Raw genomic sequence first — 22,123 nt, forward strand, 5'->3', positions numbered from 1 at the left:
GAAAGAGCGGCCCAGGCCGCCGCCAGATCAGTCAGAAACCAGGGTCATATCCCATCAAGGACATTGCAATGCCCAAGATCAAGACCAACCGGGCAGCGGCCAAGCGTTTCCGCAAGACCGCCTCGGGCAAGTACAAGTGCGGCCACGCCAACCGTAGCCACATCCTCACGAAGAAAGCGACCAAGCGTAAGCGTAATCTGCGTCAGACGGGCCATGTCCGTGCAGAAGACGCAGGCCGTCTGGACCGCATGCTCCCTTACCTCTGAGGAACTGAAAAATGGCACGAGTTAAGCGTGGCGTACAGGCGCGTCGCCGCCACAAGAAAATCCTGGATCTCGCCAAGGGCTATTACAACGCCCGCCGCAAGGTCTTCCGCGTCGCCAAGCAGGCGGTCATCAAGGCACAGCAGTACGCCTACATCGGCCGTAAGCAGAAGAAGCGCAACTTCCGTTCGCTGTGGATCACCCGTATCAATGCGGCTGCCCGCATCAACGGCCTGAGCTACAGCCGCTTCATGAACGGTCTGCTGAAGGCCGGCATCACCCTGGATCGCAAGGTCCTGGCTGACATCGCCGTGCACGACGCAGCCGGTTTTGCTGCGCTGGCCGAAAAGGCCAAGGGCGCGCTGGCGGCATAAGTCCTTCCCGATGCCGTAACCGTTCACTCGGACGGTGTCAGGTCAAGGCAATGCATGGGGAAGGGCGCAAGTCCTTCCCCATTCTTTTTTGGGTCCCGGCGAGGCCACGACGGCAGCGCGGGGACGGCGGTGGCGACAGGGGTCGGCCCTTCGCGCATCGCGATGGCAGATCGACTGGAGTTCCAGCCCCCCATGAGCGACATCCAATCCCTCACCACCCAGGCGCTGGCCGATGTGGCCGCCGCACAGAGCCCCGACGTGCTGGAGCAGCTGCGCGTGGCCCTGCTTGGCAAGAGCGGCAGCATCACCTCGCAGCTCAAGCAGCTCGGTGCCCTGCCGGCCGACGAGCGCAAGGCCGCCGGTGAAGCGATCAACCAGGCCCGCGACGTGCTGACCCGCGCGCTGGGCGAGCGCAAGGCGCTGCTGGAAGACGCGGCACTGGATGCGCGCCTGGCCGCCGAAGCCATCGACATCACCCTGCCGGGCCGCAATGGCGACCGTGCCGGCCTGCACCCGATCACCCGCACCCTGGAGCGCATCACCGGCATCTTCGGCCGGCTGGGCTACGAGCTGTCGGAAGGGCCGGAGATCGAGGACGACTGGCACAACTTCGAGGCGCTGAACTTCCCGCCGCACCACCCGGCGCGCGCCATGCATGACACCTTCTACTTCGGCGACGGCCGCCTCCTGCGCACGCATACCTCCGGTGTGCAGGTGCGCTACATGGGCGACCACGCGCCGCCGCTGCGCATGATCGCCGCCGGCAAGGTGTACCGCAGCGACAGCGACCAGACCCACTCGCCGATGTTCCACCAGGTGGAGGGCCTGCTGGTCGACGAGCATTCGACCTTCGCCGACCTGAAGGGCACGTTGGCCGAGTTCGTGCGCGCGTTCTTCGAGCGCGACTTCGAGATGCGTTTCCGTCCCAGCTACTTTCCGTTCGTTGAACCGGGCGCGGAAGTGGACATCGCCTGGCAGCAGCCCGATGGCAGCACCCGCTGGCTGGAAGTGCTCGGCTGCGGCATGGTGCATCCGAACGTGCTGCGCAATGTCGGCATCGATCCGGAGCGCTACACCGGCTTCGCCTTCGGCATGGGCGTGGAGCGTTTCGCGATGCTGCGCTACGGCGTCAACGACCTGCGCGCGTTCTTCGAGAACGATGTGCGGTTCCTGAAGCAGTTCGCGTAAGCCGCAACCGTGTAGAGCCGAGCCATGCTCGGCTGCTTTCTGGATGGACGCCTGCTTGCGCATGCGCTGGGCGACCCCAAAAACCGCAACGGGAGGCACGCCTCCCACCAGGGTGACACCATGAAATTCTCCGAAAACTGGCTGCGCAGCCACGTCCCGACCTCCGCCTCGCGCGATGAGCTGAGCGCGGTGCTGACCGCCATCGGCCTGGAAGTGGAAGAAGTAACCGCGCTTGGCGAAGGCCTCGATCACGTGGTCGTGGCACGCATCGTTGAAGCCGTGCGCCATCCGGAAGCCGACCGCCTGCAGGTGTGCAGGGTCGATGCCGGGCAGGGCGAACTGCTGCAGATCGTGTGTGGCGCACCGAACGCTCGCCCGGGCCTGGTCGCGCCGCTGGCGATGGTTGGTGCGCAGATCGGCGAGCTGAAGATCAAGCCGGCCAAGCTGCGTGGCGTCGAGTCCAACGGCATGCTGTGCTCGGCCAAGGAGCTGGGCCTGGACAGCGATGCGTCCGGCCTGCTGGAACTGCCGGACGATGCCCCGATCGGCCAGACCCTGGTCGAGTACCTGGGCCTGCCGGACGCCAGCATCGAGATCAAGCTGACCCCGAACCGCGCCGACTGCTTCAGCCTGCGCGGCATCGCCTACGACGTCGCCGCCGCCACCCGCAGTGAAGTGCTGGACTTCGCGGCCGACGCCATTGCGGCTGTCGGCAGCCGTGAGCTGGCCATCCAGCTCGACGCCGGCGCCGAAGCGCCGCGTTACCTGGGCCGTGTCATCGAAGGCGTCAATGCTGCCGCCAGGACCCCGCTGTGGATGGCCGAGCGCCTGCGCCGCAGCGGCGTGCGTCCGGTCTCGCTGCTGGTCGACATCACCCAGTACGTGATGCTGGAGCTGGGCCAGCCGATGCACGCGTACGACCTCGGCACCCTGCAGGGCAGCATCGCCGTGCGCCGTTCGCGCGCGGGCGAGACGCTGAAGCTGCTGGACGGCCGCGAAGCTGCGCTGGACGACAGCTTCCTGGTGGTCACCGATGCTGACCGTGCGGTCGGCCTGGCCGGCCTGATGGGCGGCTTCGACACCCGCGTCACCGACGCGACCACCGCCGTGTTCCTGGAAGCCGCGCACTTCGCGCCGGCCGCGATCATGGGCCGTGGCCGCAAGCTGGGCCTGCACACCGATGCCGGCCATCGCTTCGAGCGCGGCGTCGATCCGGCGCTGCCGCGCACCGCGATCGAGTACGCCACCCGCCTGGTGCTGGACCTGGCCGGCGGTACACCGGCACCGGTCACCGAGGCCGTGCGTGAAGCTGATCTGCCGCAGCCGGCGACCATCGTGCTGCGCCGCGCCCGCATCACCCGCGTGCTCGGCATCAGCATCGACGATGCCGAAGTCGAGCGCATCCTGCGCGCGCTTGGCATGGACGTGGTTGCCACCGCCGAGGGCTGGCAGGTCACGGCGCCGAGCCGCCGCTTCGACATCGCCATCGAAGAAGACCTGATCGAAGAGCTGGCCCGCATCCACGGCTACGAGCAGATCCCGACCACGCTGCCGGGCGGTGCCTCGCGCGTGGCGATGCCGAGCGAGACGCAGCTGGACGCGCTGAGCGTGCGCCGCCAGCTGATCGCCCGTGACCAGCAGGAAACCGTCAACTTCGCCTTCGTCGACGACGCGCTGCTGACCCAGTGGCAGCTGCGCGACGGTCTGGTGCCGCTGGCCAACCCGCTGTCGGCGGAACTGGCGGTGATGCGTCCGTCGCTGCTGCCGGGCCTGGTCGCCACGCTCGGCCGCAATGCCGCGCGCCAGCTGGGCCGCGTGCGCCTGTTCGAGATCGGCCGTGTGTTTGCCCAGCAGGGCGGAGACGGCCAACCGGCGCCGCTGGAAACCCCGCGCGTGGCCGCTGCGGTCTGCGGTGAGGCGCAGGCGGTGCAGTGGGGCTTGCCGACCCGCAAGGTCGATTTCCATGACCTGAAGGGCGACCTGGAATCGCTGGCGGCTGCCAGTGGCGCGCAGCTGGAGTTCCGTCCGTCGGCCCGCGCCTACGGCCACCCGGCGCGTTCGGCCGAGGTGTTCCGCGATGGCGTGGCCATCGGCTGGATCGGCCAGATCCATCCGCGCCTGGCGCGGGCGATGGAGATCGAGGCCGACGTGTACGCCTTCGAGCTGGACCTGGAGCCGCTGACCGCCCGTCGCCTGCCGCGTGCCGGCGAGCTGTCGCGCTTCCCGGCGGTGCGCCGCGACCTGGCGTTCCTGGTGCCTGAGCAGGTGGCCTGGGCCGACCTGGCGGCGACCGTCCGCCAGGCCGCAGGCCCGCTGCTGCGCGACCTGAACCTGTTCGACCGCTATGTTGGCCAGGGCGTCGAGCCGGGCTTCAAGAGTCTCGCTATGGGCTTGATTTTGCAGGACAAGTCGCGCACTCTGACGGACCGCGACGTGGATGCGGTGGTGGCCGAGGCGGTCACTGCCATCGAGCGTGAACACCACGCCCGGATCCGCGGCTGAGCGGGCAGCACTCGGGGGTAGCAGGCAATGGCATTGACCAAGGCGGAGATGGCGGAAAAGCTGTTCGACGAAGTCGGTCTGAACAAGCGGGAAGCCAAGGAATTCGTCGACGCGTTTTTCGATGTGCTGCGTGAAGCATTGGAACAGGGACGTCAGGTGAAGCTGTCGGGCTTCGGTAATTTCGATCTGCGGCGCAAGAACCAGCGCCCGGGTCGCAACCCCAAGACCGGCGAGGAAATTCCGATTTCCGCCCGTACGGTGGTCACCTTCCGTCCGGGCCAGAAGCTCAAGGAGAGGGTGGAGGCTTATGCTGGATCCGGGCAGTAACCGCGAACTACCGCCGATCCCGGCCAAGCGCTACTTCACCATTGGTGAGGTCAGCGAGCTGTGCGACGTCAAGCCGCACGTCCTGCGCTACTGGGAAACCGAGTTTCCCAGCCTTGAGCCGGCCAAGCGCCGAGGCAACCGCCGCTACTACCAGCGCCATGACGTGCTGATGGTGCGGCAGATCCGCAGCCTGCTGTACGAACAGGGCTACACCATCGGTGGTGCCCGCCTGCGTCTGGATGGTCCCGATGCCCGCGAGGAATCGGCGCTGAGCAACCAGATCATCAAGCAGGTGCGCATGGAGCTGGAAGAAGTGCTGCAGTTGTTGCGCCGCTGATCCCATTTCCATCGTAATCCGCTATACTTCACGGCCCGCCGCACTGGCGGGCACATCGCAGCATCAGTCGGGGCGTAGCGCAGCCTGGTAGCGCATCTGCCTGGGGGGCAGAGGGTCGTCGGTTCGAATCCGGCCGTCCCGACCACTGTGATGAATCAAGGAGCCTGCGCAGCAATGCGTGGGCTTTTTTGTGCGTTCTGCAGATGCTGATCAGTCTTCCGCGAAGCGGTAGATGAGTTCCGGATCGCCTTCATCCAGGCCATGCACGATGCCGCTGCCCACGAAGCCGGCGGCAGCGAGCAGGCGTTGCATGCCCGTGTTGGAGGCATTGGTCGAGGTGAACAGCTTGCCGCCACCGCGCCACGTGATCGCGTGCCGCAGCAGGATGGCGCCGATGCCCTGGCTGCGCTGTTCGCGCGCCACCATCAACATTTCAATGAAGGCTTCGCCAAAGAAGTGGTGATGGATGACCAGGTAGCCGACGATCTTGCCGTCCTGCTCGGCGACCTGCACGACGCCGTACGCCAGCCAGTCGGCAATCTGCATGATCCGCCGTGGATCAGTGGCTGCCACGCTGTCGAGCGCGATCAAGGCATCTGCGTCCTGCGGAATGCCGTCGCGCAGGTGCGGAGAAGAGGACGCCCGGTTCATCGCGGGCGCAGCTTCAGCAACAGGCCGCCACCCGATACAAAGCAGGCGAGCAGGACGGCAATCGACAGCGGCAGGTGGAATTCACTGCGACCGAACAGGGCAAAGGCCAGATGGATCAGTGCCGTGCCAATGCCGAGCCCCCCGCAAGCCAGTGCATAGCTGCGCGCCGTGGATGTGCCCAGCATGATCTGGCGATAACCCCAAAGCACGGCGCCGACTGCGAACAGGTTGAACAGCAGGAAGCCCTGGATGCCACCGGGGACATGGAACATGGCCCATTCCTGCCAGAACGCAGCGTCGATCTGATGCAGGATCAACGCCAGCAGCGTCGCCAGATACCATCGTTCCATGTCGTGCTCCCTGCCGTGCAGGCCATAGTCTATCGACTCCGCCTGGCACGCACGCCTGCTCGATGCAGCCAGCGCGCGGCCGGCAGTCAATACACACGGAACTCGGCACGGCAGCCGTCGCTGACCCACACCCCGCGGCGGTCCCAGCCCCAGTTGCGGTCCTCGATGCAGGCTGTCACCGATTTCTGCCTGACCAGCCGTACCTCATGGCGCACGCGAATCCGGCACTCCTTGTCCTTGTTCTCGTAGGACTCGCAGACCAGGCGTTCGCCCTCGTTGTCGCGATCACGGCTGCGGCCACGTCCCGGCCAGCGGCCGTGTTCGTCGGCGACGAACTCGGCGCGGCAGCCGTCGGTCACCCACAGCATGCGCCGGCTCTGGCCCCAGTTCTGGTCTTCCACGCAACGGGTCACCGACAGCTGCCTGGCCAGGCGCATCGGTCCCTCGATGGGGCATTGCTCGGTCTTGTTGAACTGGGATTCGCAGCGCAGCGCTGGAATGTGATCAGTGTCGTAGTCCTGGGCGGCCACGGCGGTGGCGGCCAGCAGCAGGGCAAGGGCGGCGCCGGTGATCGGCAGCAGCGGGCGAAGGGTCATGGGGGAGCCTCGGGCGGGGATTCGGGCGGCAAGAATGACCCAGCACGGGGCCGTCGGAACGCATCGTTCCGGAAGCGGCTCAGGAGGGATTTAGTAGTGCGCACCAGCCCATGCAGAGGCTTACATCCCGTATCATCGCTGCACATCCGATCGCATCGGTTTACACCTTCTTACATGTCTTCCACGCCTGTCGGCGCAGCCTGTGGCCGCCGTCACTGGTGTGCGGGCGGCCTGCGGGGGAGGATGCGCGGACCACGACGACCACAGGGGGTTGCGTTGATCAGCAGTACCGTCATTCATCGCTCGGCCGACGCAGGTGGCGCCGAGGTGCGGGTCCTGGACACTACGTTCAAGGGCAAGCATGTGTTCGTTGCCTGGGGGCTGCGCGGGCCGGAACTGACCCGCAGCGCGGACCCGGCTGCCACTGTGGCTGCGCGCAAGGCATTGCATGCTGTTGCCGGGCATAGTGAAGGGCCGCGCAGCCCGGAAGTGTTCATCGCCAACCAGTCGGCAGTGGCGATCACGGTCTATCGGCTGCTTACCGAAGCACGCTCCGGTGACGCCATCTTCTTCCTGTGCGATTCACCGGCGGTGGTCGAGTGGCTGATCACCGCGCTGGAGGTGCAGGGCGCGGACTGATTCCGCGCTCCTGCGCGCATTGATTCAAGCCAGGGCCGTGTCCACGGCGGCCCGCGCATGCAGGGCGGTGGTATCGAACAGCGGCACTGCACTGTCCTCCGGGCGTACCAGCAGCATGATCTCGGTGCAGCCAAGAATGATTGCTTCGGCACCGCGCGCCACCAGTCGCGCGATCACGCCGGCATAGACCTGCCGTGAGTGCTCGCTGACCACACCAGCGATCAACTCCTGGTAGATGATGTCGTGCACGCTGCGACGATCATCGGCTTCGGGTACCAGCACCTCCAGCCCGAAGCGATCCTGCAGCCGGCCGCGGTAGAAGTCCTGTTCCATGGTGAAGGCGGTGCCGAGCAGGCCCACCTTGCGTGCGCCTGCCTGCACGATGGCCTGGGCGGTGGGGGCGGCGATATGCAGCAGCGGCAGCGTGCAGGCCGCCTCGATGCGATCGGTCAGCTTGTGCATGGTATTGGTGCAGATCAGCAGCAGGTCAGCGCCGCCCGCCTGCAGGCGCCGCGCGCCATCGACCATGTGGTCACCCAGGGTGTCCCAGTCGCCTTCGTGCTGCAGCTGCTTGATGCCGGCGAAATCCACCGACCACAGCAGCAGCTGTGCCGAGTGCGCACCGCCGAGCCGCCGCCGTACCTCCTCGTTGATGAGCCGGTAGTACTGGGCCGAGCTTTCCCAGCTCATGCCACCGATCAGGCCAAGGGTCTTCATGCGCCGCTCCGTGCCAGGAGCCCTCATTGCAGCACAGATGGTGCCCGGTTGCCGATGGCGGCGATCTGTAACCACCACATCCATGCTGCGCTGTGTGTGCCGCGCCAGGCCCGGCGCACTCTATGCTGGTTGGATCTTCTGAAGTGGATGTGCGCTATGGCCCTGCATACCTGGTGGTGGTTCCTCGCCACGGTGTTCGTTCTGTGTGGTACGCCGGGGCCGAACATGCTGCATATCCTCGGCCGCAGCGTCGGGCTGGGGTTCCGTGGCAGCGTGCCGGCGATGGCCGGCTGCCTGCTGGCGATGCTGCTGGTGCTGGCGGCCTCCGCAGCAGGCCTGAGTGCGCTGCTGCATTCCTCGCCGATGCTGTTCGAGGTGCTGCGTTATCTGGGCGTGGCCTATCTGGCCTGGCTGGGCCTGAAGGCATGGCGTGACAGTTGCCGGCCGGCACCGCCGGTGACGGTCGATGCTACGCCGCCGGTTGCGGCCTCGCTGGGCGCGTGGAAGGTGTCCCGTGGTGGCCTTCAGGTGGGCCTGAGCAATCCCAAGCTGCTGCTGTTCGCGGCGGCGTTCCTGCCGCAGTTCGTCGACCCGTCACGCGGCCAGGCGCTGCAGTACAGCGTGCTGGTGACCACCTTCGCCGCGTGCGAACTGTTCTGGTACGTGATGTATGCGGCCGGTGGCCATGGCCTTCGCCGCTGGTTGGCCAAGCCGTTTGCGCGACGTTGGTTCGAGCGCCTGGTGGGCAGCGTGTTCCTGGCGTTTGCCGTCGCGCTGCTGCGCTTCCGTCCGCGCTGATTCACGCCGCGCACGCGGCCTGTTCACGATTGCCGCATCGGCCACGGTCTAGCCTGATCATCCAGTACGCAGTCCCCGCAGGGAAAGGTTTGACATGATCAAGTGGGCCATCATCTTCGCCGTCATCGGTGTGATCGCAGGCGTGCTCGGCTTCGGTGGCATTGCCGGTGCCGCGGTCGGTATCGCCAAGTTCCTGTTCTGGGCCGGCATCATCATCGCCGTGGTGCTGTTCCTGCTCGGCATGACCGTAGCGAAGAAGGTCAGCTAGCGTTGATCGCGCAGCAGCGTGCTCAGTGCGCGCTGCTGCGCGAGAACAGGTTGATCACCAGTACGCCGGCGCAGATCAGGCCGATGCCGATCAACGCCGGTGCATCCAGGCGCTGCTTGAACACCACCAGCCCGATCAGTGAGATCAGCACGATGCCGACGCCGGACCAGATTGCGTAGGCGATGCCGGTCGGGATCGACTTCATGGTCATCGACAGCAGGTAGAAGCACAGCCCGTAGCCGACCAGTGCGCCCAGTGTCGGCGCCAGCCGGCTCATGCCGTCGGATGCCTTCAGCAGTGATGTGGCAATCACTTCCAGCACGATGGCGGCGGCAAGGTAGAGGTAGGGATTCATCGAGCGCTCCAGCTCACTGCGGGTCGCACAGTTTCAGGGCCTGTTCGGCCATGGCCAATGCATTGGCACGTTCTTCCTCGTCCAGCGGACGCCCGTAGGCCGTGGCCCAGTAGCCATCGGCAGCGCAGCGCGCCGCGTACAGCCGCGGGTCGCCGGCTTCGCCAGGGAACTCGGCCAGCATCGCGCGCTTCCAGTTGCGCCAGTGCACAAGCAGGCCCGGTTCCATCAGGTTGCCCAAGGTCAGGCCGATGTCGTTGTCCTGCTCCTGCTGCAGCAGATGCTCGAAGTTGGCCTGCACATAGGCGCGGCTGAAGCGGCCATGGCCTTCGGGGTTTTCCTGCAGCAGGGCGCGCACGCGCGCTTCGAATTCTCCAATCAGCGCTCCGATGGCTTCATCCACCAGCACCTGCTTGCTGCTGAAATGATGGAACAACGCACCCTTGCTGACACCGGCGGCCTGCGCGACGTCCTGCACGGTCAGCGCGGCCAGGCCGTTACGGCCGATCACTTCAATGGTGGCCTGCAGCAGTGACTGGCGCACGCTGTCGGGCGCCTTGCGGCGCGAACGGGAGGGGGATGCGGACATGGCGGGAAGAAACCGACTGGACGGTACGATTGTAACGCAGGCCCGCCGCGTTACCGCGCGCTGCCGGCCATGGCCGGCAGCGGAACCCTCATGCGTCGACGCGGGCGAAACGCGGTTGCGGTCCGTGCTCGCCGGGCACCTGCTCGACGAACATGGCGTACGGGCGTACCCACAGGCCACCTTCGCCATACAGCGCGCGGTACAGCACCATCGGCTGCAGGGTCTCGCTGCTGCGGACGATGTCGAGCACTTCGTACTCGCCGCCCTTGAAGTGGCGGTAGCGGCCTGGGGCCAGGGTGGGGAGCGGACTCAGCTCAGCCATGGGCGGCGCGACTCACTTGCGCGCCGGGCTGGCCGGCTTCGCGCAGTAGGCATCGATGGCTTCGGCGGTGTTGGCCAGGCCCTGTGCCTGCGCCAGTTCCCACGGACGTTCGCAACGCTGGCTGTGCTCGCACCACTGGTAGCCGGCCGAACCGATGCAACCGTGGGCATCGCGGTCGCCACCGACCTTCGGCGTGGCAGGCGAAGTGGCCGCCGTATCGGCACGCGCAGCGGCCTGATGCTGGTTGGCACAGGCGGACAGCACCAGCAGGGCTGGAATCAGAAGAAGCGCTTTCATCGGGCGGGCTCCGTGCCTAAAGCGACAGTGTCTGTCGCAAATAGCCCTGCAGCAAGCGCTCAGTGCATGGCGGCGCGGATCAGTTCCTCGATCAGCACGAGGTAGCTGGCCACGAAATAGAACTTCAGCAGCGTCCAACGCTGCTGCGAGAAGAAGGTGCGCATGTGGAAGGGGCCCCTGTTGATGACGGTAGTGTGAAGCCCAGCTGACTCCGTGACAAGAATCACGGAATGAACAGGCTAAATGGACTCAGGGATGTGAGGGCAGGCAAAGGGCTGACCGGAGGGCGCGGCATTTTCGTACAAATCTGATGGGCCACCCCTGAGGTGATCGCTAGCCTGAAGGTGTACCGGCACGTGGACCGTCCGCCTGCCGTCGCATCCTTCCATCCGCAGGAGCCCCTCATGGTCATTACCGTTCAACGCAACGCCCGGCACTGGTCCGTGCTGGATCCGCAGGTGCATGACGCAACCCGATATGCGCGGGGCGCCGAGGCTTTCGATGTCGCCGCGGCGCGGGCCCTCGAGCACCACCGTCGCACCGGCCAGCGCAGCACGGTACGGGTCGAGGCGCTCGGCAGCGCGGTGGATGCCCTGCACGTAGGAGACTGACGCCGGTCGTTGCGGTGCAGTCAGCTACGGTTGCGTTGTTTGAATGGGGAAAAACCGGCGTCACGCGCCCCCCCTGTGCGCCGTGCCGCGAATCCCGGATGCTTGCGCCATCGTATTCATCTGGAGATCTCGATGGGCAAGGCACTCACCTGGCGTACCCTGGCCTGCACCCTGCTGCCGATGCTGGCGGCGGCGGGTGGCGCCCAGGCGCAGAGCTATGGCTACGGCTATGACGACGACCGCTACGGTGGCCGCGAAGGCAGCGGCATCGTGCGCTGCGAGTCGATCAAGAACCGTAGCAACGAGTGCCGTCTGGAGGGCCGCGCGCGGATGATCCGCCAGTTGTCCGGCTCGCCGTGCGTGGAAGGTGAGACCTGGGGCCAGTCGCGCTATGGCGTCTGGGTGACCCAGGGCTGCCGCGCCGAGTTCGTCGGCGAGTACCGTCGTGGCGGTGGCTGGGGCAATGGGGGTGGCTGGAGCAACGGCAACGGCAACGGTTGGGGCGGCGGTGAGGTGATCACCTGTCATTCCAATGGGCATCGCCAGGAGTACTGCGACGCCCGCATCCGCCGCGGCGTGCGCCTGGTTCGCCAGGATTCGCGCAGTGCCTGCATCGAGGGCCAGACCTGGGGCTGGGATCGTCGTGGCATCTGGGTCAGCGACGGCTGCCGGGCACAGTTCCAGGTGAACTGAGCGTGCCCCTCTAAAATCAGAAAAATCTGATACAGCTCACATTTTGAATTGCCGTATCTTCTGCGATCAGGGCATCTCTGTGTGTCCCTGATCTGTTGCGACGATGCCTGCCGTGATCGGCAGGAATGTCCCGCTACCGTCGATACGCTGCCTCAAGGAGTGAGCCGCATGTTGATCCGCCTGCAATGCGAACAGCGCCAATGGCGCGTGCTGCATCCGGACCGGCCGGAGCCGATCGATTTCCGCGACGGTGCCCGCGCCTTCGACTTCGCTGAAACCCTGGCGCGCCTGCACTTTGTCGATACCGGGCAGCGCGCTGCCGTGCGCGTGGAAGCCAGCGGCGCCTTCGTGGAAGCGGTCAGCTACGGCTGAGGGCGGGGTGTCCGGCCAGGTCCTGTTTCCGGGCCCCGCTATCCACGCCATGCGCGGATCCACTGGGTGGCAATCGGGCTCAGCCCGCCGCGCTCAGCGGCGGGGTACCTGTGGCCAGCTGCGGCCAACGCTTGAGCATGGCCGCACGGATGCCCGCGGCGTCGATGCCTGCTTCGGCCAGCAGGTCCTCGCGGCTGGCATGGTGCTGGTAGCTGTCGGGCAGGCCCAGGTGCAGGATCGGGCGCAGCACGCCTTCGGCATTGAGCAGCTCGCCGACGCCTGAACCGGCGCCACCGGCCACCACGTTGTCTTCGATCGTCACCAGGCCCTCGTGCTGGGCGGCGACAGCCAGCACCAGCTCGCGGTCCAGCGGCTTGATGAAACGCATGTTGACCACGCTCAGGCCCAGTTCGCGGCCGACCTGCTCGGCGGCGGCCACGGTGCTGCCGAAGGCGAGCAGGGCAATGCGGCTGCCCTGCAGGCGCAGTTCGCCCTTGCCGATCGGCAGGGTGGACAGGTCGGTGCCGGCTGCAACGCCTGTGCCGGTGCCGCGCGGGTAGCGCACGGCGGCCGGGCCCGGGTGCTGCAGGCCGGTGCTGAGCATCTGCCGGCACTCGGCTTCGTTGGACGGTGCCATCACCACCAGGTTGGGCACGCAGCGCAGGAAGCTCAGGTCGAGGTTGCCGGCATGGGTCGCACCGTCCGGGCCGACCACGCCGGCGCGATCGATCGCGAACAGCACGTCCAGGTCCTGGATCGCCACGTCATGTACCAGCTGGTCGTACGCGCGCTGCAGGAAGGTCGAGTAGATCGCCACCACCGGCTTGCCACCCTGGGTGGCCATGCCGGCGGCGAGGGTGACCGCATGCTGTTCGGCAATCGCCACGTCGAAATAGCGCTGCGGGTATTCCTTGCTGAAACGCACCAGGCCGGAGCCTTCGCGCATCGCCGGGGTGATGCCGTACAGGCGGGGCTCGGCGGCGGCGGCATCGCACAGCCAGTCGCTGAACACATCGGTATAGGTCGGCTTCTTGGCACCGGCCTTGGCCACCAGGCCCTTGTCCGGATCGAACGGGCCCACGGCGTGGTAACCGATCTGGTCGCCTTCGGCCGGCTCGTAGCCCTTGCCCTTGGTGGTCATCACGTGCAGCAGCTTCGGGCCCTTGGAGGCGCGCAGCGTCTTCAGCGTGGACAGCAGGGCGGGCATGTCGTGGCCGTCGATCGGGCCGGTGTAGTGGAAGCCCATCTCCTCGAACATCGTGGACGGCACGAACATGCCCTTCCAGTGTTCTTCCCAGCGCTTCACGAAACGCGCCGGGTTGTTCTTCTTGTCACCGAGGATCTTCTTGCCGCCTTCGCGCAGCGCATTGAGCGTGCGGCTGCCGGTGGCACGGCCGAGCATCTTGGTCAGGCCGCCGACCGCCTCGGAGATCGACATGTTGTTGTCGTTGAGGATCACCAGCAGGTTCGGTTCCGGGTCCATGCCGCCGGCGTGCATCAGCGCTTCGAAGGCCATGCCGGCGGTCATCGCACCGTCACCGATCACCGCCACGATCTTGCGGTCGTCGCCTTCGGACTGGCGGGCAATGGCCATGCCGAGTGCCGCCGAGATCGAGGTGGAGGAGTGGCCGACGCCAAAGGTGTCGTATTCGCTCTCCTCGCGCTTCGGGAATGGCGCGACGCCGTCCTTCTGCTTGACGGTGTGGATCTGGTCGCGGCGCCCGGTCAGGATCTTGTGCGGGTAGGTCTGGTGACCGACGTCCCAGACCAGCTGGTCGACCGGAGTCTGGTACAGGTAGTGCAGGGCCACGGTGAGTTCGATCACGCCCAGGCCGGCGGCGAAGTGGCCACCGCTCTTGCCCACCGATTCGATGAGGTAGGCGCGCAGTTCGTCGGCAACCGCCCTCAGTTCGGATTCGTCGAACGTGCGCAGGTCATCCGGCGTCTGGATGCGCGCGAGGCGGGGATAGCGGGCAGAGTCGATCATCATGTTCGCACTTTTTCTGAATGCCCATTTTCGCCCTCAAACGGGGGTGGGGCAAGCAAACGCCGCCGTCCGTGACAGGACGGTGAGGGTTGCATTTTCAGGCGTTCAGGTGCTCAGTTTCGACCGCTTGGGCAATTGCGCCTTCAGGAAGGCCATCTGGTCGGCCAGGATGTTGCGGTTGGACAGGATCAGGTGCTCGATCCAGCTGGGCCGGTAGGGCACGGCCAGCAGCGGCATTCCGGCCTGCTGCGGGGTGCGGTCGCTCTTGCGCGAGTTGCAGTGGAAACAGGCGGTGACCACGTTTTCCCAGCAGTCCAGGCCGCCCTTGGACAGTGGCACGACGTGGTCGCGGGTGAGCGTGGGGCGGTTGAACTGTTGGCCGCAGTACATGCACAGGTGGGCGTCGCGGGCGAACAGGGCCGGGTTGGTCAGGTTCGGCGTGGGGTCGATCGCGCGGGAGCGGGCATGGCCGCGCGCGGCGATGATCGGGTGCAGGTCCATGCCGCTCTGCAGGCCGCTGAAGCGGTTGGTGCCGCCGCGGATGTGCAGGCAGGGGTCGCCCAGCGTCCAGGCCACCGCTTCGCGGGCGTAGAGGCACGCCGCATCCTGCCAGGTGATCCAGTCCAGTACGCGTCCGTGGGCATCAAGCGAGAGCAGCCGGACCGAACCGGGGCGATGCAGCGTCGTGGCGTTGGGCGATGCTTCGGCGCCCGGAGCAGAAAACGGAGCTCCGGCTTCGATCAGACCCAAGCGTGTAGTGTCTGTCTCCATCGGGAGAACAGCTTATACCTGAATGTTGACGATTTGTGTATCGCCTGTCGGCGATACGCAAATCGCAACGATTCAGGTCCGCGCATTCCTCCTAATCCCCCGCACCTGTCGGTGCGCCCCCTTTAGCAACCCAGCCCGCCGTTGGCGCGCTGGGTTGCCCGCGCATTCTTCCTAATCCCCGCGCCTGTCGGCGCGCCCCCTTTAACAAAAGGGGGCTCTTCTCCAGAGGGATTTAGGGAGTTCTCATCCACGCGTGGCGTGGATCTACGCAGATCGCGGGGAACTGTCAGAGGCGGGGCGGTGTGGGTTGGCAGGACCGTTGGCGCCATGGATGGCGCCATCGAGCCCCCAGGGATGGGTTTACGGCGTGTCCTGCCAGCCCACACCGCCCCGCCATCCACCGGGATCCAGCTGTTGCTATTGCGGTTGCCGGGCAGCGGCCGGCACTACCGCGGGTGCCGGGCGGCAGCCGGCTCAGGCGCCGAAGCGCTCGTCGTCCATCGCCATCAGCGGGGCGGCGCCGGCCTGGATCGCGGCGGCGTGGCTGAGGGTGCGCGGCAGCACACGGGCGAAGTAGAAGCGGGCGGTTTCGCGCTTGCCCTGGGCGAAGGCGGCGCCGTGCGCGCTGGCGTCGGCGGCGGCCACGCTGCGGGCCCACCAGTAGGCCAGTACCACGTAGCCCGAATAGAACAGGTAGTCGTAGCTGGCCGCACCCAGTTCGTCTGGATTGCCGGCCGCGCGCTGCAGCACGTCCAGGGTCAGCTTGCCCCATTCGGCGGCCTTGGCGCGCAGCGGGCCGATGAACTCGGCCAGCGATTCGTTGCCTTCATGCTCCTTGGCGAAGGCTTCGATCTCGGCCAGCATCAGCTTCAGGCCGGCGCCCTGGCTGGAGGCGGTCTTGCGGCCGATCAGGTCCAGCGCCTGGATGCCGGTGGTGCCTTCATACAGCGTGGTGATGCGCGCATCGCGGGCCAGCTGCTCCATGCCGTGTTCGCGGATATAGCCGTGGCCACCGAAGCACTGCAGGGCGTTGTAGGTGTTCTCGATGCCCCATTCGGTCTGGCAGGCCTTGGAGATCGGGGTCAGGAAGCTCACCAGGGTATCGGCGCGCTCGCGCTCGGCGGCGTCCTCGGCGTGATGGGCAACGTCGATCAGGGTGGCGGCGTGCAGGGCCAGCAGGCGGCTGCCCTCGACCAGCGACTTCACCGTCAGCAGCATGCGGCGCACATCCGGGTGCACCAGGATCGGGTCGGCCGGCTTGTCCGGGAATTTCGCACCGCTCAGGGCGCGCGACTGCAGGCGTTCACGGCTGTACTTCAGTGCGTTCTGGTAAGCGCGCTCGGACAGGCCGATGCCCTGAAGGCCGACGCCCAGGCGCGCGGTGTTCATCATGGTGAACATGGCCTGCAGGCCCTTGTGCGGCTGGCCGACCAGGTAACCCTGCGCACCGTCGAAGTTCATCACGCAGGTGACCGAACCCTTGATACCCATCTTGTGCTCGATCGAGCCGCAGCGCAGTGCGTTGCGCTCGCCGACATTGCCATCGCGGTCGACCTTGAACTTGGGCGTGACGAACAGCGAGATGCCCTTGGCGCCCGGAGGGGCGTCGGGCAGCTTGGCCAGCACCAGGTGCACGATGTTTTCGGTCAGGTCGTGCTCGCCGGCAGTGATGAAGATCTTGGTGCCGGTGATCGAGTAGCTGCCATCGGCGTTCGGCTCGGCCTTGGTCTTCAGCAGGCCCAGGTCGGTACCGCAGTGCGGCTCGGTCAGGCACATGGTGCCGGTCCAGCGGCCCTCGATCAGCGGCTTGAGGAAGGCCTCGTGCTGCCAGGCCTCGCCGTGCTGCTTCAGCGCTTCGATGGCGCCGTGCGAGAGCAGCGGGAAGTTGCCCCACGCCAGGTTGGCGGCGTTGATCATTTCGTTGAGCGGCACGCCAAGGGTGTGCGGCAGGCCCTGGCCACCCAGTTCCGGCGAGGCGGTCAGGCCGGTCCAGCCGCCATCGACGAACTGGTCGTAGGCCTGCTTGAAGCCGGGCGGGGTGGTCACTTCACCGGTGGCCTGGTCGAGCACGCAGCCGATCTCATCGCCAACGCTGTTGAGCGGGGCCAGCACGGTGGCGCTGAAGCGGCCAGCTTCTTCCAGCACGGCATCGACCACGTCGGCGGTGGCGTCGGTGAAGCCCAGGCGGGCGAACAGGGGTTCGACCTTGAGCACGTCGTGCAGGGCGAAACGGAGGTCGGAAAGCGGGGCGGTGTAGCTGCTCATCGGTACGTCTCGATTTGATCAGGGCAGGGGAGAGCGGCGCCAGGCGCCGCGACGGAAGGTGGAAATCAGCGCAGCACGCCCGGCAGGCCCGGGGCCTGGTTGAGGGTGCTGCGGCTGCTGATGTCGAAGCTGCGCTGCTTCTTTTCCTGCGGCGTGGCCGCGACCGTTCCCTTCAGGCCATAGGCCAGGGTGCGGTTGCCGGCCAGTGCATCGGCCACCACCAGGCGTGCGGCCGAACTGGGCACCAGGTCGACATTGATGACATCCGCGGAGGTGCCGCCGATGGAGATACCGGGCTTGGCCTGCAGGGTGCCGGCCTCGGCATCGCCCACGGTCAGCGCCAGCGACACATCATCGAAAGTCATCGGCATCGAGCTGAAGTTCTGCAGGCGCAGGGCCACGGTCCAGTTGCCGTCGGCGCGCACGGTCAGCTGCTGCAGGCTGGCCGCCGGTTCCGAAACACGCTTGACGATGCCGTTGCCACAGGCGGCAAGGGCGAAGGTGCTCAGGACGATCAAGGCGATACGGAAACGGTGGAGCATGGGCGCAGGTCCTCTGGAGGCGGTGCGTTGGAATAAGAATACTACGGCGTATGGTCGTTTGGATCGCCTGTGGCGAGCCGTCGCAGAGGGTAGCGCGTGAAGATGGCGGCGGGGCGTGCGTAGCGCTGGATCTTCGGGCGCACGGTGCGCGTACGGATTGAACTGCGGCTCAATCGGCGGGCGTATCGCGAAGCGGGGCCATCAGGCGCAGCGGGCGCAGGTCGTAGCCCATGGCTTCGGCTTTTTCCTTCAACTGCTCGAACCGGGCGCGGTCCATTTCCGGCAGGCGCGAGAGGATCCACAGGTATTTCCGGTCCGGTTCACCAACCAGGGCCCACTGGTAGTCCGGGTCCAGCGCCAGCACCCAGTAGTCGGCCCAGACCAGTGGCACCCAGCTCAGCCAGTCCGGAACGAAGCGCACCTGCAGTTGGCCGGGATGGCCAGCCACCGGGCGTGCAACGCCTTCGGCGATCACGCGTTCTCCGTTGGCGTTGCGGCAGGCATTGGTGACACTGATGCGGCCATCGCGGCGCAGCCCGTAGTTGGCGGTGATCTCGCCGACGCACTGCTTCTGGAATGACACCGGCAGGTGAGCGATCTCGTGCCATTGGCCTGCATAGCGGTCGATGTCCAGCGTGTCGACTGCACGCACCGGTTCGGCGGCGATCACCGGGGCGGCGGCCAGCAGCAGGCAGGCGAGCAGGGTGGGGCGCAATTGCATCGGCAGGCTCCGGCAGGAATCTGCAGCGTAGGTGCCGCGGCGGGTACCGGTGTAAATGTTTCGTCAACCAGACGGCGGTGGCCCGGCATGGATCGAGGCAATGGAAGGGGCCAGCGCCAGGTAGACCCACGCCATGCGTGGATGGCAGGCCGCACGCAAAAAAAAGACCTGCATTTCTGCAGGTCTCTGAAGATGGTGGCCGAAGACGGAATCGAACCGCCGACACGGGGATTTTCAATCCCCTGCTCTACCAACTGAGCTACTCGGCCAAATTGTGTGGCAACCGTGATCAAACCCGGTTTCCGGAAAAAAAAGACCCGCATTTCTGCAGGCCTTCGAAAGTGGTGGCCGAAGACGGAATCGAACCGCCGACACGGGGATTTTCAATCCCCTGCTCTACCAACTGAGCTACTCGGCCACATGTTTCGTTGCAGCGAGGTCGCTGCCAAGGACGCGTATATTACGGAGGTCGGCTGCCTTCGGCAAGCGTTTTGCCAAGATTTCTTCACATTGCCGTCTGCGGGCTCGCAAGTGCTTGATCCTCCGTTGTGGGGCGGGGGCGTGGTCAGTCGATCATCGTCTGCGGTGGAAATCAGCAGATCGCCGCGATCGCCAAAGCTGCAAGGGCAAGGGCTGCGCCGGACCCGCGCCGCGCCGGTCCATGGAACGCTGTTTTCATGGCCGTTGCCGGCGATCGTTGCGGCGTAGTGTCGGCATTCCTTTCCTGATGCTGGCAACAGCAGAGCCGGTCACCATGTCCGATTCCCTCGCTACCTCCCGTATCGTGCTGGCCTCGCGTCCGCAGGGCGCACCAAGCGCGGCCAACTTCCGCCTGGAACAGGCTGCGCTGCCGGCATTGGGGGATGGCGAAGTGCTGCTGCGCAACCGCTACCTGTCGCTGGACCCGTACATGCGTGGACGCATGGACGAGGGCCCCTCGTATGCCGCGCCGGTGGCGGTGGGCGCGGTGATGGAGGGCCAGACCGTGGCCGAAGTGCTGCGATCCAACGCCGAAGGTGTGGCGGTCGGAGATCTGCTGCTGGCGCCGGGCGGCTGGCAGACCCATGCGGTGCTGCCGGCCAAGGCGCTGGGGCGTCGGCTGGATCCGGCCGGCCTGCCGTTGAGTACCGCGCTGGGGGTATACGGCATGCCCGGCTTCACCGCCTATTCCAGCCTGCACGAAATCGCCCGTTTGAAGCCGGGTGAGACGCTGGTGGTGGCTGCCGCGACCGGGCCGGTGGGCGCGACCGTCGCCCAGCTGGCCAAGCTGCAGGGCGCGCGCGTGGTCGCCATCGCCGGTGGCGAAGCCAAGCGTGCCTACCTGCAGACGCTGGGCGTGGACGTGGCGCTGGATCATCGCGCGGCTGATTTTGCCGATCAACTGCGCGCGGCAGTGCCCGCGGGCATCGACGTGTACTTCGAGAATGTCGGTGGCCATGTGCTGGATGCAGTGCTGCCGCTGCTCAACGACTTCGCCCGCATTCCGGTGTGCGGCACCATCGCCACCTACAACGAGCGGGGCGTCGAGCAGCCCGGCCCGGACCGGTTGCCCGCACTGTTCAGCCAGATCCTGCGCCAGCGCCTGACCGTGCGTGGTTTCATCGTGCACGACTTCAACCACCTGTGGCCGGACTTTGAACGCGAGATGCGGCAGTGGCTGCGCGAGGGTCGCATCCAGTACCGCGAGGATGTGGTGGAAGGGCTGGAGAATGCGCCGGAGGCGTTCTTCGGGCTGCTGCAGGGGCGCAACTTCGGCAAGTTGGTGGTGAAGCTGGATTGAGGGCTTGGCGGCGTGCCGACCAAGGTCGGCAGCTACCGGAAGCTGAGCGTGCCGATCAAGGTCGGCACCTGCTTCAGGCAGTCGAGGCCTTTTCCCGGCGCAGCAGTTCGCGCTTGCGCGCTACGCCCCACGCATAGCCGGACAGGTCGCCGTCGCGGCGCACCACGCGGTGGCAGGGCACCGCCACCGCCAGCGGGTTGCTCGCGCATGCGCGGGCAACCGCACGGCTCGAGCGCGGGGCGCCGATGCGCGCGGCGACATCCGCATACGACGCAGTCTGCCCGCGCGGAATCTGCTGCAGTGCCTGCCACACCCGTTGCTGGAACGCGGTGCCGCGGATATCCAGCGGCAGCGTGGCGCCTCGCGAAGGATCCTCGACCAGGCCTACCACCTGTGCCACCAGTTGCTCATAGCCCTGGTCGGCACCGACCAGTTCGGCCTGGCGGAAGCGTTGCTGCAATGACTGCAGCAGCGTCTCCGGATCGTCGCCGAGCAGGATCGCAACCACGCCGATGGCACTGCTGGCCACCAGCACGCTGCCCAGTGAGCTTTCGGCAAGCGCGAAGTGGATGACTTCACCGCGACCACCTGCGCGCCATTGCTTGGGCGTCATGCCCAGCAACTTCGGTGCGTTCTCGTAAAAGCGCCCACTGGAACCGAAGCCGGCATCGTGGAAGGCATCGGTGATGCGCTCCTGTTGTTCCAGTCCGGTGCGCAGGCGGTCGGCGCGCAGCGCGGCGGCGTACTGCTTCGGGGTCAGCCCGGTGGCCTGCTTGAACAGACGATGCAGGCGCGTCGGGCTGCAGCCGGCGATGTCGGCCAGCTCCTGCAGCGAAGGTTCGTCGAGGCTCGCCTGAAGGTGGCGGCAGACCCGTTCGACGCGGGCATCGAGGGCGGTGGTGGCGGTACTGTCCATGGCCGGATTCTGGCACGTGCCGGTGCTGCGGAAACTCCGTTTCCTGCACCGACGGGCCAGGCCCGGAAACGGAGTGTCGGCAGGGGAGATGCGCGGCATCGTGGCGGCCACTTCACAACCGGTACTGCCACCATGCGCCTGAACAACAAGATCGCCCTCATCACCGGAGCCAGCGCCGGCATCGGCCGCGCCAGCGCGCTGCGCTTCGCCGCCGAAGGGGCGAAGCTGGTGCTCAACGCACGGCGGCCGGAGCCGCTGCAGGCGCTGGCCGAGCAGATTCGCGCCGCCGGTGGCGAAGCCGTGGCGCATGCCGCTGACGTGGCTGACCCGGGCACGGCACAAGCACTGGTCGATCTGGCCCGGCAGTCATTTGGTGGCCTGGACATCGCGCTCAACAATGCCGGCATGCTCGGCCCGGGCGTGCCGGCAGCGGAGTTCCCGGTGGACGCCTGGCGCGAGGTGATGGCCACCAATCTGGATGCCGCTTTCCATGCCGCACGTGCGCAGTTGCCGGCACTGCTGGCGCGCGGCGGCGGCTCGCTGGTGTTCGTTGGCACTTTTGTCGGCCACACCGTGGGCTTCCCCGGCATGGCGGCCTATGCGTCGAGCAAGGCCGGGTTGATCGGCCTGAGCCAGGTGATCGCCGCCGAATACGGTGCGCGCGGCGTGCGCAGCAACGTGCTGCTGCCCGGTGGTACCGATACCGAGATGGGCCGGCAGGCGGCACCGACCGGCGATGCGCGCGACTTCGTGCGCTCGCTGCACGCGCTCAAGCGCATGGCCGAGCCAGAGGAGATCGCCAACGCGGCGCTGTTCCTGGCCAGCGATGAAAGCAGTTTCGTTACCGGAACCGCGATGCGTGTGGAGGGCGGGGTATCGATCACCCGCACCTGAG

The 22,123-nt window shown here is 66.6% G+C and carries 28 protein-coding genes and 3 tRNA genes; 15 read left to right on the forward strand and 16 right to left on the reverse strand.

Going from position 1 to position 22,123, the window contains the following annotated elements; genetic code table 11:
- The first annotated feature begins 68 nt into the window (after positions 1-68).
- From rpmI to JLDANKMP_RS07235, 7 genes are all read left to right on the forward strand, one after another.
- Positions 69-266: a 50S ribosomal protein L35 gene (gene rpmI, locus JLDANKMP_RS07205; protein ID WP_005410436.1), complete on the forward strand. Its 198-nt coding sequence runs from the start codon at positions 69-71 to the stop codon at positions 264-266.
- A gap of 11 nt (positions 267-277) precedes the next feature.
- Entirely contained in the window at positions 278-637 is a 360-nt protein-coding gene (gene rplT / locus JLDANKMP_RS07210) for a 50S ribosomal protein L20 (RefSeq protein WP_005410435.1), read from the forward strand.
- Between the two features lie 192 nt (positions 638-829).
- Positions 830-1,825, forward strand: coding sequence for a phenylalanine--tRNA ligase subunit alpha (locus JLDANKMP_RS07215; RefSeq protein ID WP_005410434.1), 996 nt, complete (start codon positions 830-832; stop codon positions 1,823-1,825).
- Positions 1,826-1,945: 120 nt separating this feature from the next.
- On the forward strand, positions 1,946-4,327 hold the full coding sequence (pheT, locus tag JLDANKMP_RS07220; RefSeq protein ID WP_212560814.1) for a phenylalanine--tRNA ligase subunit beta: 2,382 nt from the start codon (positions 1,946-1,948) through the stop codon (positions 4,325-4,327).
- Positions 4,328-4,354: 27 nt separating this feature from the next.
- Entirely contained in the window at positions 4,355-4,654 is a 300-nt protein-coding gene (locus tag JLDANKMP_RS07225; RefSeq protein ID WP_005410432.1) for an integration host factor subunit alpha, read from the forward strand.
- Positions 4,635-4,991: a MerR family transcriptional regulator gene (locus JLDANKMP_RS07230; protein WP_005410431.1), complete on the forward strand. Its 357-nt coding sequence runs from the start codon at positions 4,635-4,637 to the stop codon at positions 4,989-4,991. The genes JLDANKMP_RS07225 and JLDANKMP_RS07230 overlap by 20 nt, the downstream gene beginning before the upstream one ends.
- A 68-nt stretch (positions 4,992-5,059) precedes the next feature.
- A tRNA-Pro gene (locus tag JLDANKMP_RS07235) sits at positions 5,060-5,136 on the forward strand.
- Positions 5,137-5,201: 65 nt separating this feature from the next.
- On the opposite strand, the gene JLDANKMP_RS07240 is transcribed toward JLDANKMP_RS07235, so the two are convergent.
- From JLDANKMP_RS07240 to JLDANKMP_RS07250, 3 genes are all read right to left on the reverse strand, one after another.
- The gene (locus JLDANKMP_RS07240; protein WP_212560815.1) at positions 5,202-5,642 is read right to left on the reverse strand and encodes a GNAT family N-acetyltransferase; all 441 of its coding nucleotides are present in this window, start codon (positions 5,640-5,642) and stop codon (positions 5,202-5,204) included.
- Positions 5,639-5,992 carry a DUF6713 family protein gene (locus tag JLDANKMP_RS07245; RefSeq protein ID WP_212560816.1) on the reverse strand — a complete coding sequence of 118 codons (354 nt, stop codon included), beginning with the start codon at positions 5,990-5,992 and terminating at the stop codon, positions 5,639-5,641. Before JLDANKMP_RS07245 ends, JLDANKMP_RS07240 begins: the two co-directional genes overlap by 4 nt.
- A gap of 86 nt (positions 5,993-6,078) precedes the next feature.
- Positions 6,079-6,588, reverse strand: coding sequence for a DUF3011 domain-containing protein (locus JLDANKMP_RS07250; RefSeq protein WP_005410428.1), 510 nt, complete (start codon positions 6,586-6,588; stop codon positions 6,079-6,081).
- Between the two features lie 243 nt (positions 6,589-6,831).
- On the opposite strand from JLDANKMP_RS07250, the gene JLDANKMP_RS07255 reads away from it, so the two are divergent.
- Positions 6,832-7,227 (forward strand): hypothetical protein, encoded by a 396-nt coding sequence (locus JLDANKMP_RS07255; RefSeq protein ID WP_044570630.1) that lies wholly within the window; start codon positions 6,832-6,834, stop codon positions 7,225-7,227.
- A 24-nt stretch (positions 7,228-7,251) separates the two neighbouring features.
- On the opposite strand, the gene JLDANKMP_RS07260 is transcribed toward JLDANKMP_RS07255, so the two are convergent.
- Positions 7,252-7,944, reverse strand: a complete 693-nt coding sequence (locus tag JLDANKMP_RS07260; protein WP_212560817.1) for an aspartate/glutamate racemase family protein — start codon at positions 7,942-7,944, stop codon at positions 7,252-7,254.
- Between the two features lie 156 nt (positions 7,945-8,100).
- Between JLDANKMP_RS07260 and JLDANKMP_RS07265 the strand changes: the two genes are divergently transcribed.
- Both JLDANKMP_RS07265 and JLDANKMP_RS07270 read left to right on the forward strand, forming a co-directional pair.
- Positions 8,101-8,742 (forward strand): LysE family translocator, encoded by a 642-nt coding sequence (locus JLDANKMP_RS07265; protein ID WP_212560818.1) that lies wholly within the window; start codon positions 8,101-8,103, stop codon positions 8,740-8,742.
- A gap of 94 nt (positions 8,743-8,836) precedes the next feature.
- A complete protein-coding gene (locus tag JLDANKMP_RS07270) occupies positions 8,837-9,010 on the forward strand; it encodes a DUF1328 domain-containing protein (protein ID WP_005410424.1) in 174 nt (57 codons plus the stop codon).
- 22 nt (positions 9,011-9,032) lie between these two features.
- On the opposite strand, the gene JLDANKMP_RS07275 is transcribed toward JLDANKMP_RS07270, so the two are convergent.
- The 4 genes from JLDANKMP_RS07275 to JLDANKMP_RS07290 form a co-directional block, all read right to left on the reverse strand.
- Positions 9,033-9,365 carry an SMR family transporter gene (locus JLDANKMP_RS07275; protein ID WP_005410423.1) on the reverse strand — a complete coding sequence of 111 codons (333 nt, stop codon included), beginning with the start codon at positions 9,363-9,365 and terminating at the stop codon, positions 9,033-9,035.
- A gap of 13 nt (positions 9,366-9,378) precedes the next feature.
- Complete coding sequence (locus tag JLDANKMP_RS07280; RefSeq protein WP_212560819.1) at positions 9,379-9,951, reverse strand: TetR/AcrR family transcriptional regulator; 573 nt, start codon at positions 9,949-9,951, stop codon at positions 9,379-9,381.
- Positions 9,952-10,039: 88 nt separating this feature from the next.
- A complete protein-coding gene (locus JLDANKMP_RS07285) occupies positions 10,040-10,273 on the reverse strand; it encodes a DUF1653 domain-containing protein (RefSeq protein ID WP_005410421.1) in 234 nt (77 codons plus the stop codon).
- A 12-nt stretch (positions 10,274-10,285) separates the two neighbouring features.
- The gene (locus JLDANKMP_RS07290; protein WP_005410420.1) at positions 10,286-10,570 is read right to left on the reverse strand and encodes a hypothetical protein; all 285 of its coding nucleotides are present in this window, start codon (positions 10,568-10,570) and stop codon (positions 10,286-10,288) included.
- A 404-nt stretch (positions 10,571-10,974) separates the two neighbouring features.
- Here JLDANKMP_RS07290 and JLDANKMP_RS07295 point away from each other — a divergent pair, with 404 nt between their 5' ends.
- From JLDANKMP_RS07295 to JLDANKMP_RS07305, 3 genes are all read left to right on the forward strand, one after another.
- Positions 10,975-11,181 (forward strand): hypothetical protein, encoded by a 207-nt coding sequence (locus JLDANKMP_RS07295; protein ID WP_005410418.1) that lies wholly within the window; start codon positions 10,975-10,977, stop codon positions 11,179-11,181.
- A gap of 132 nt (positions 11,182-11,313) precedes the next feature.
- Positions 11,314-11,874 (forward strand): DUF3011 domain-containing protein, encoded by a 561-nt coding sequence (locus JLDANKMP_RS07300; protein ID WP_212560820.1) that lies wholly within the window; start codon positions 11,314-11,316, stop codon positions 11,872-11,874.
- Positions 11,875-12,042: 168 nt separating this feature from the next.
- Positions 12,043-12,246 (forward strand): hypothetical protein, encoded by a 204-nt coding sequence (locus tag JLDANKMP_RS07305; RefSeq protein WP_005410416.1) that lies wholly within the window; start codon positions 12,043-12,045, stop codon positions 12,244-12,246.
- A gap of 79 nt (positions 12,247-12,325) precedes the next feature.
- On the opposite strand, the gene dxs is transcribed toward JLDANKMP_RS07305, so the two are convergent.
- The 7 genes from dxs to JLDANKMP_RS07340 form a co-directional block, all read right to left on the reverse strand.
- Positions 12,326-14,233, reverse strand: coding sequence for a 1-deoxy-D-xylulose-5-phosphate synthase (dxs, locus tag JLDANKMP_RS07310; protein ID WP_212560995.1), 1,908 nt, complete (start codon positions 14,231-14,233; stop codon positions 12,326-12,328).
- Between the two features lie 105 nt (positions 14,234-14,338).
- A complete protein-coding gene (locus tag JLDANKMP_RS07315; protein WP_212560821.1) occupies positions 14,339-15,004 on the reverse strand; it encodes an HNH endonuclease in 666 nt (221 codons plus the stop codon).
- A gap of 474 nt (positions 15,005-15,478) precedes the next feature.
- Positions 15,479-17,269, reverse strand: a complete 1,791-nt coding sequence (locus JLDANKMP_RS07320; protein ID WP_212560822.1) for an acyl-CoA dehydrogenase C-terminal domain-containing protein — start codon at positions 17,267-17,269, stop codon at positions 15,479-15,481.
- 65 nt (positions 17,270-17,334) lie between these two features.
- Positions 17,335-17,811 carry an LEA type 2 family protein gene (locus tag JLDANKMP_RS07325; RefSeq protein WP_212560823.1) on the reverse strand — a complete coding sequence of 159 codons (477 nt, stop codon included), beginning with the start codon at positions 17,809-17,811 and terminating at the stop codon, positions 17,335-17,337.
- A 169-nt stretch (positions 17,812-17,980) separates the two neighbouring features.
- Positions 17,981-18,532 carry a lipocalin family protein gene (locus tag JLDANKMP_RS07330; protein WP_061201546.1) on the reverse strand — a complete coding sequence of 184 codons (552 nt, stop codon included), beginning with the start codon at positions 18,530-18,532 and terminating at the stop codon, positions 17,981-17,983.
- Positions 18,533-18,725: 193 nt separating this feature from the next.
- Positions 18,726-18,801, reverse strand: a tRNA-Phe gene (locus JLDANKMP_RS07335).
- A 73-nt stretch (positions 18,802-18,874) separates the two neighbouring features.
- Positions 18,875-18,950 (reverse strand) — tRNA-Phe (locus tag JLDANKMP_RS07340).
- Positions 18,951-19,286: 336 nt separating this feature from the next.
- On the opposite strand from JLDANKMP_RS07340, the gene JLDANKMP_RS07345 reads away from it, so the two are divergent.
- Complete coding sequence (locus JLDANKMP_RS07345; RefSeq protein ID WP_212560824.1) at positions 19,287-20,312, forward strand: NADP-dependent oxidoreductase; 1,026 nt, start codon at positions 19,287-19,289, stop codon at positions 20,310-20,312.
- Positions 20,313-20,385: 73 nt separating this feature from the next.
- On the opposite strand, the gene JLDANKMP_RS07350 is transcribed toward JLDANKMP_RS07345, so the two are convergent.
- Positions 20,386-21,228, reverse strand: coding sequence for a methylated-DNA--[protein]-cysteine S-methyltransferase (locus tag JLDANKMP_RS07350; RefSeq protein WP_212560825.1), 843 nt, complete (start codon positions 21,226-21,228; stop codon positions 20,386-20,388).
- Between the two features lie 132 nt (positions 21,229-21,360).
- On the opposite strand from JLDANKMP_RS07350, the gene JLDANKMP_RS07355 reads away from it, so the two are divergent.
- Entirely contained in the window at positions 21,361-22,122 is a 762-nt protein-coding gene (locus JLDANKMP_RS07355; RefSeq protein WP_111687508.1) for an SDR family oxidoreductase, read from the forward strand.
- Position 22,123: the final 1 nt, after the last annotated feature.

Source organism: Stenotrophomonas sp. PE591, assembly GCF_018320795.1.
Lineage (GTDB): Bacteria > Pseudomonadota > Gammaproteobacteria > Xanthomonadales > Xanthomonadaceae > Stenotrophomonas > Stenotrophomonas maltophilia.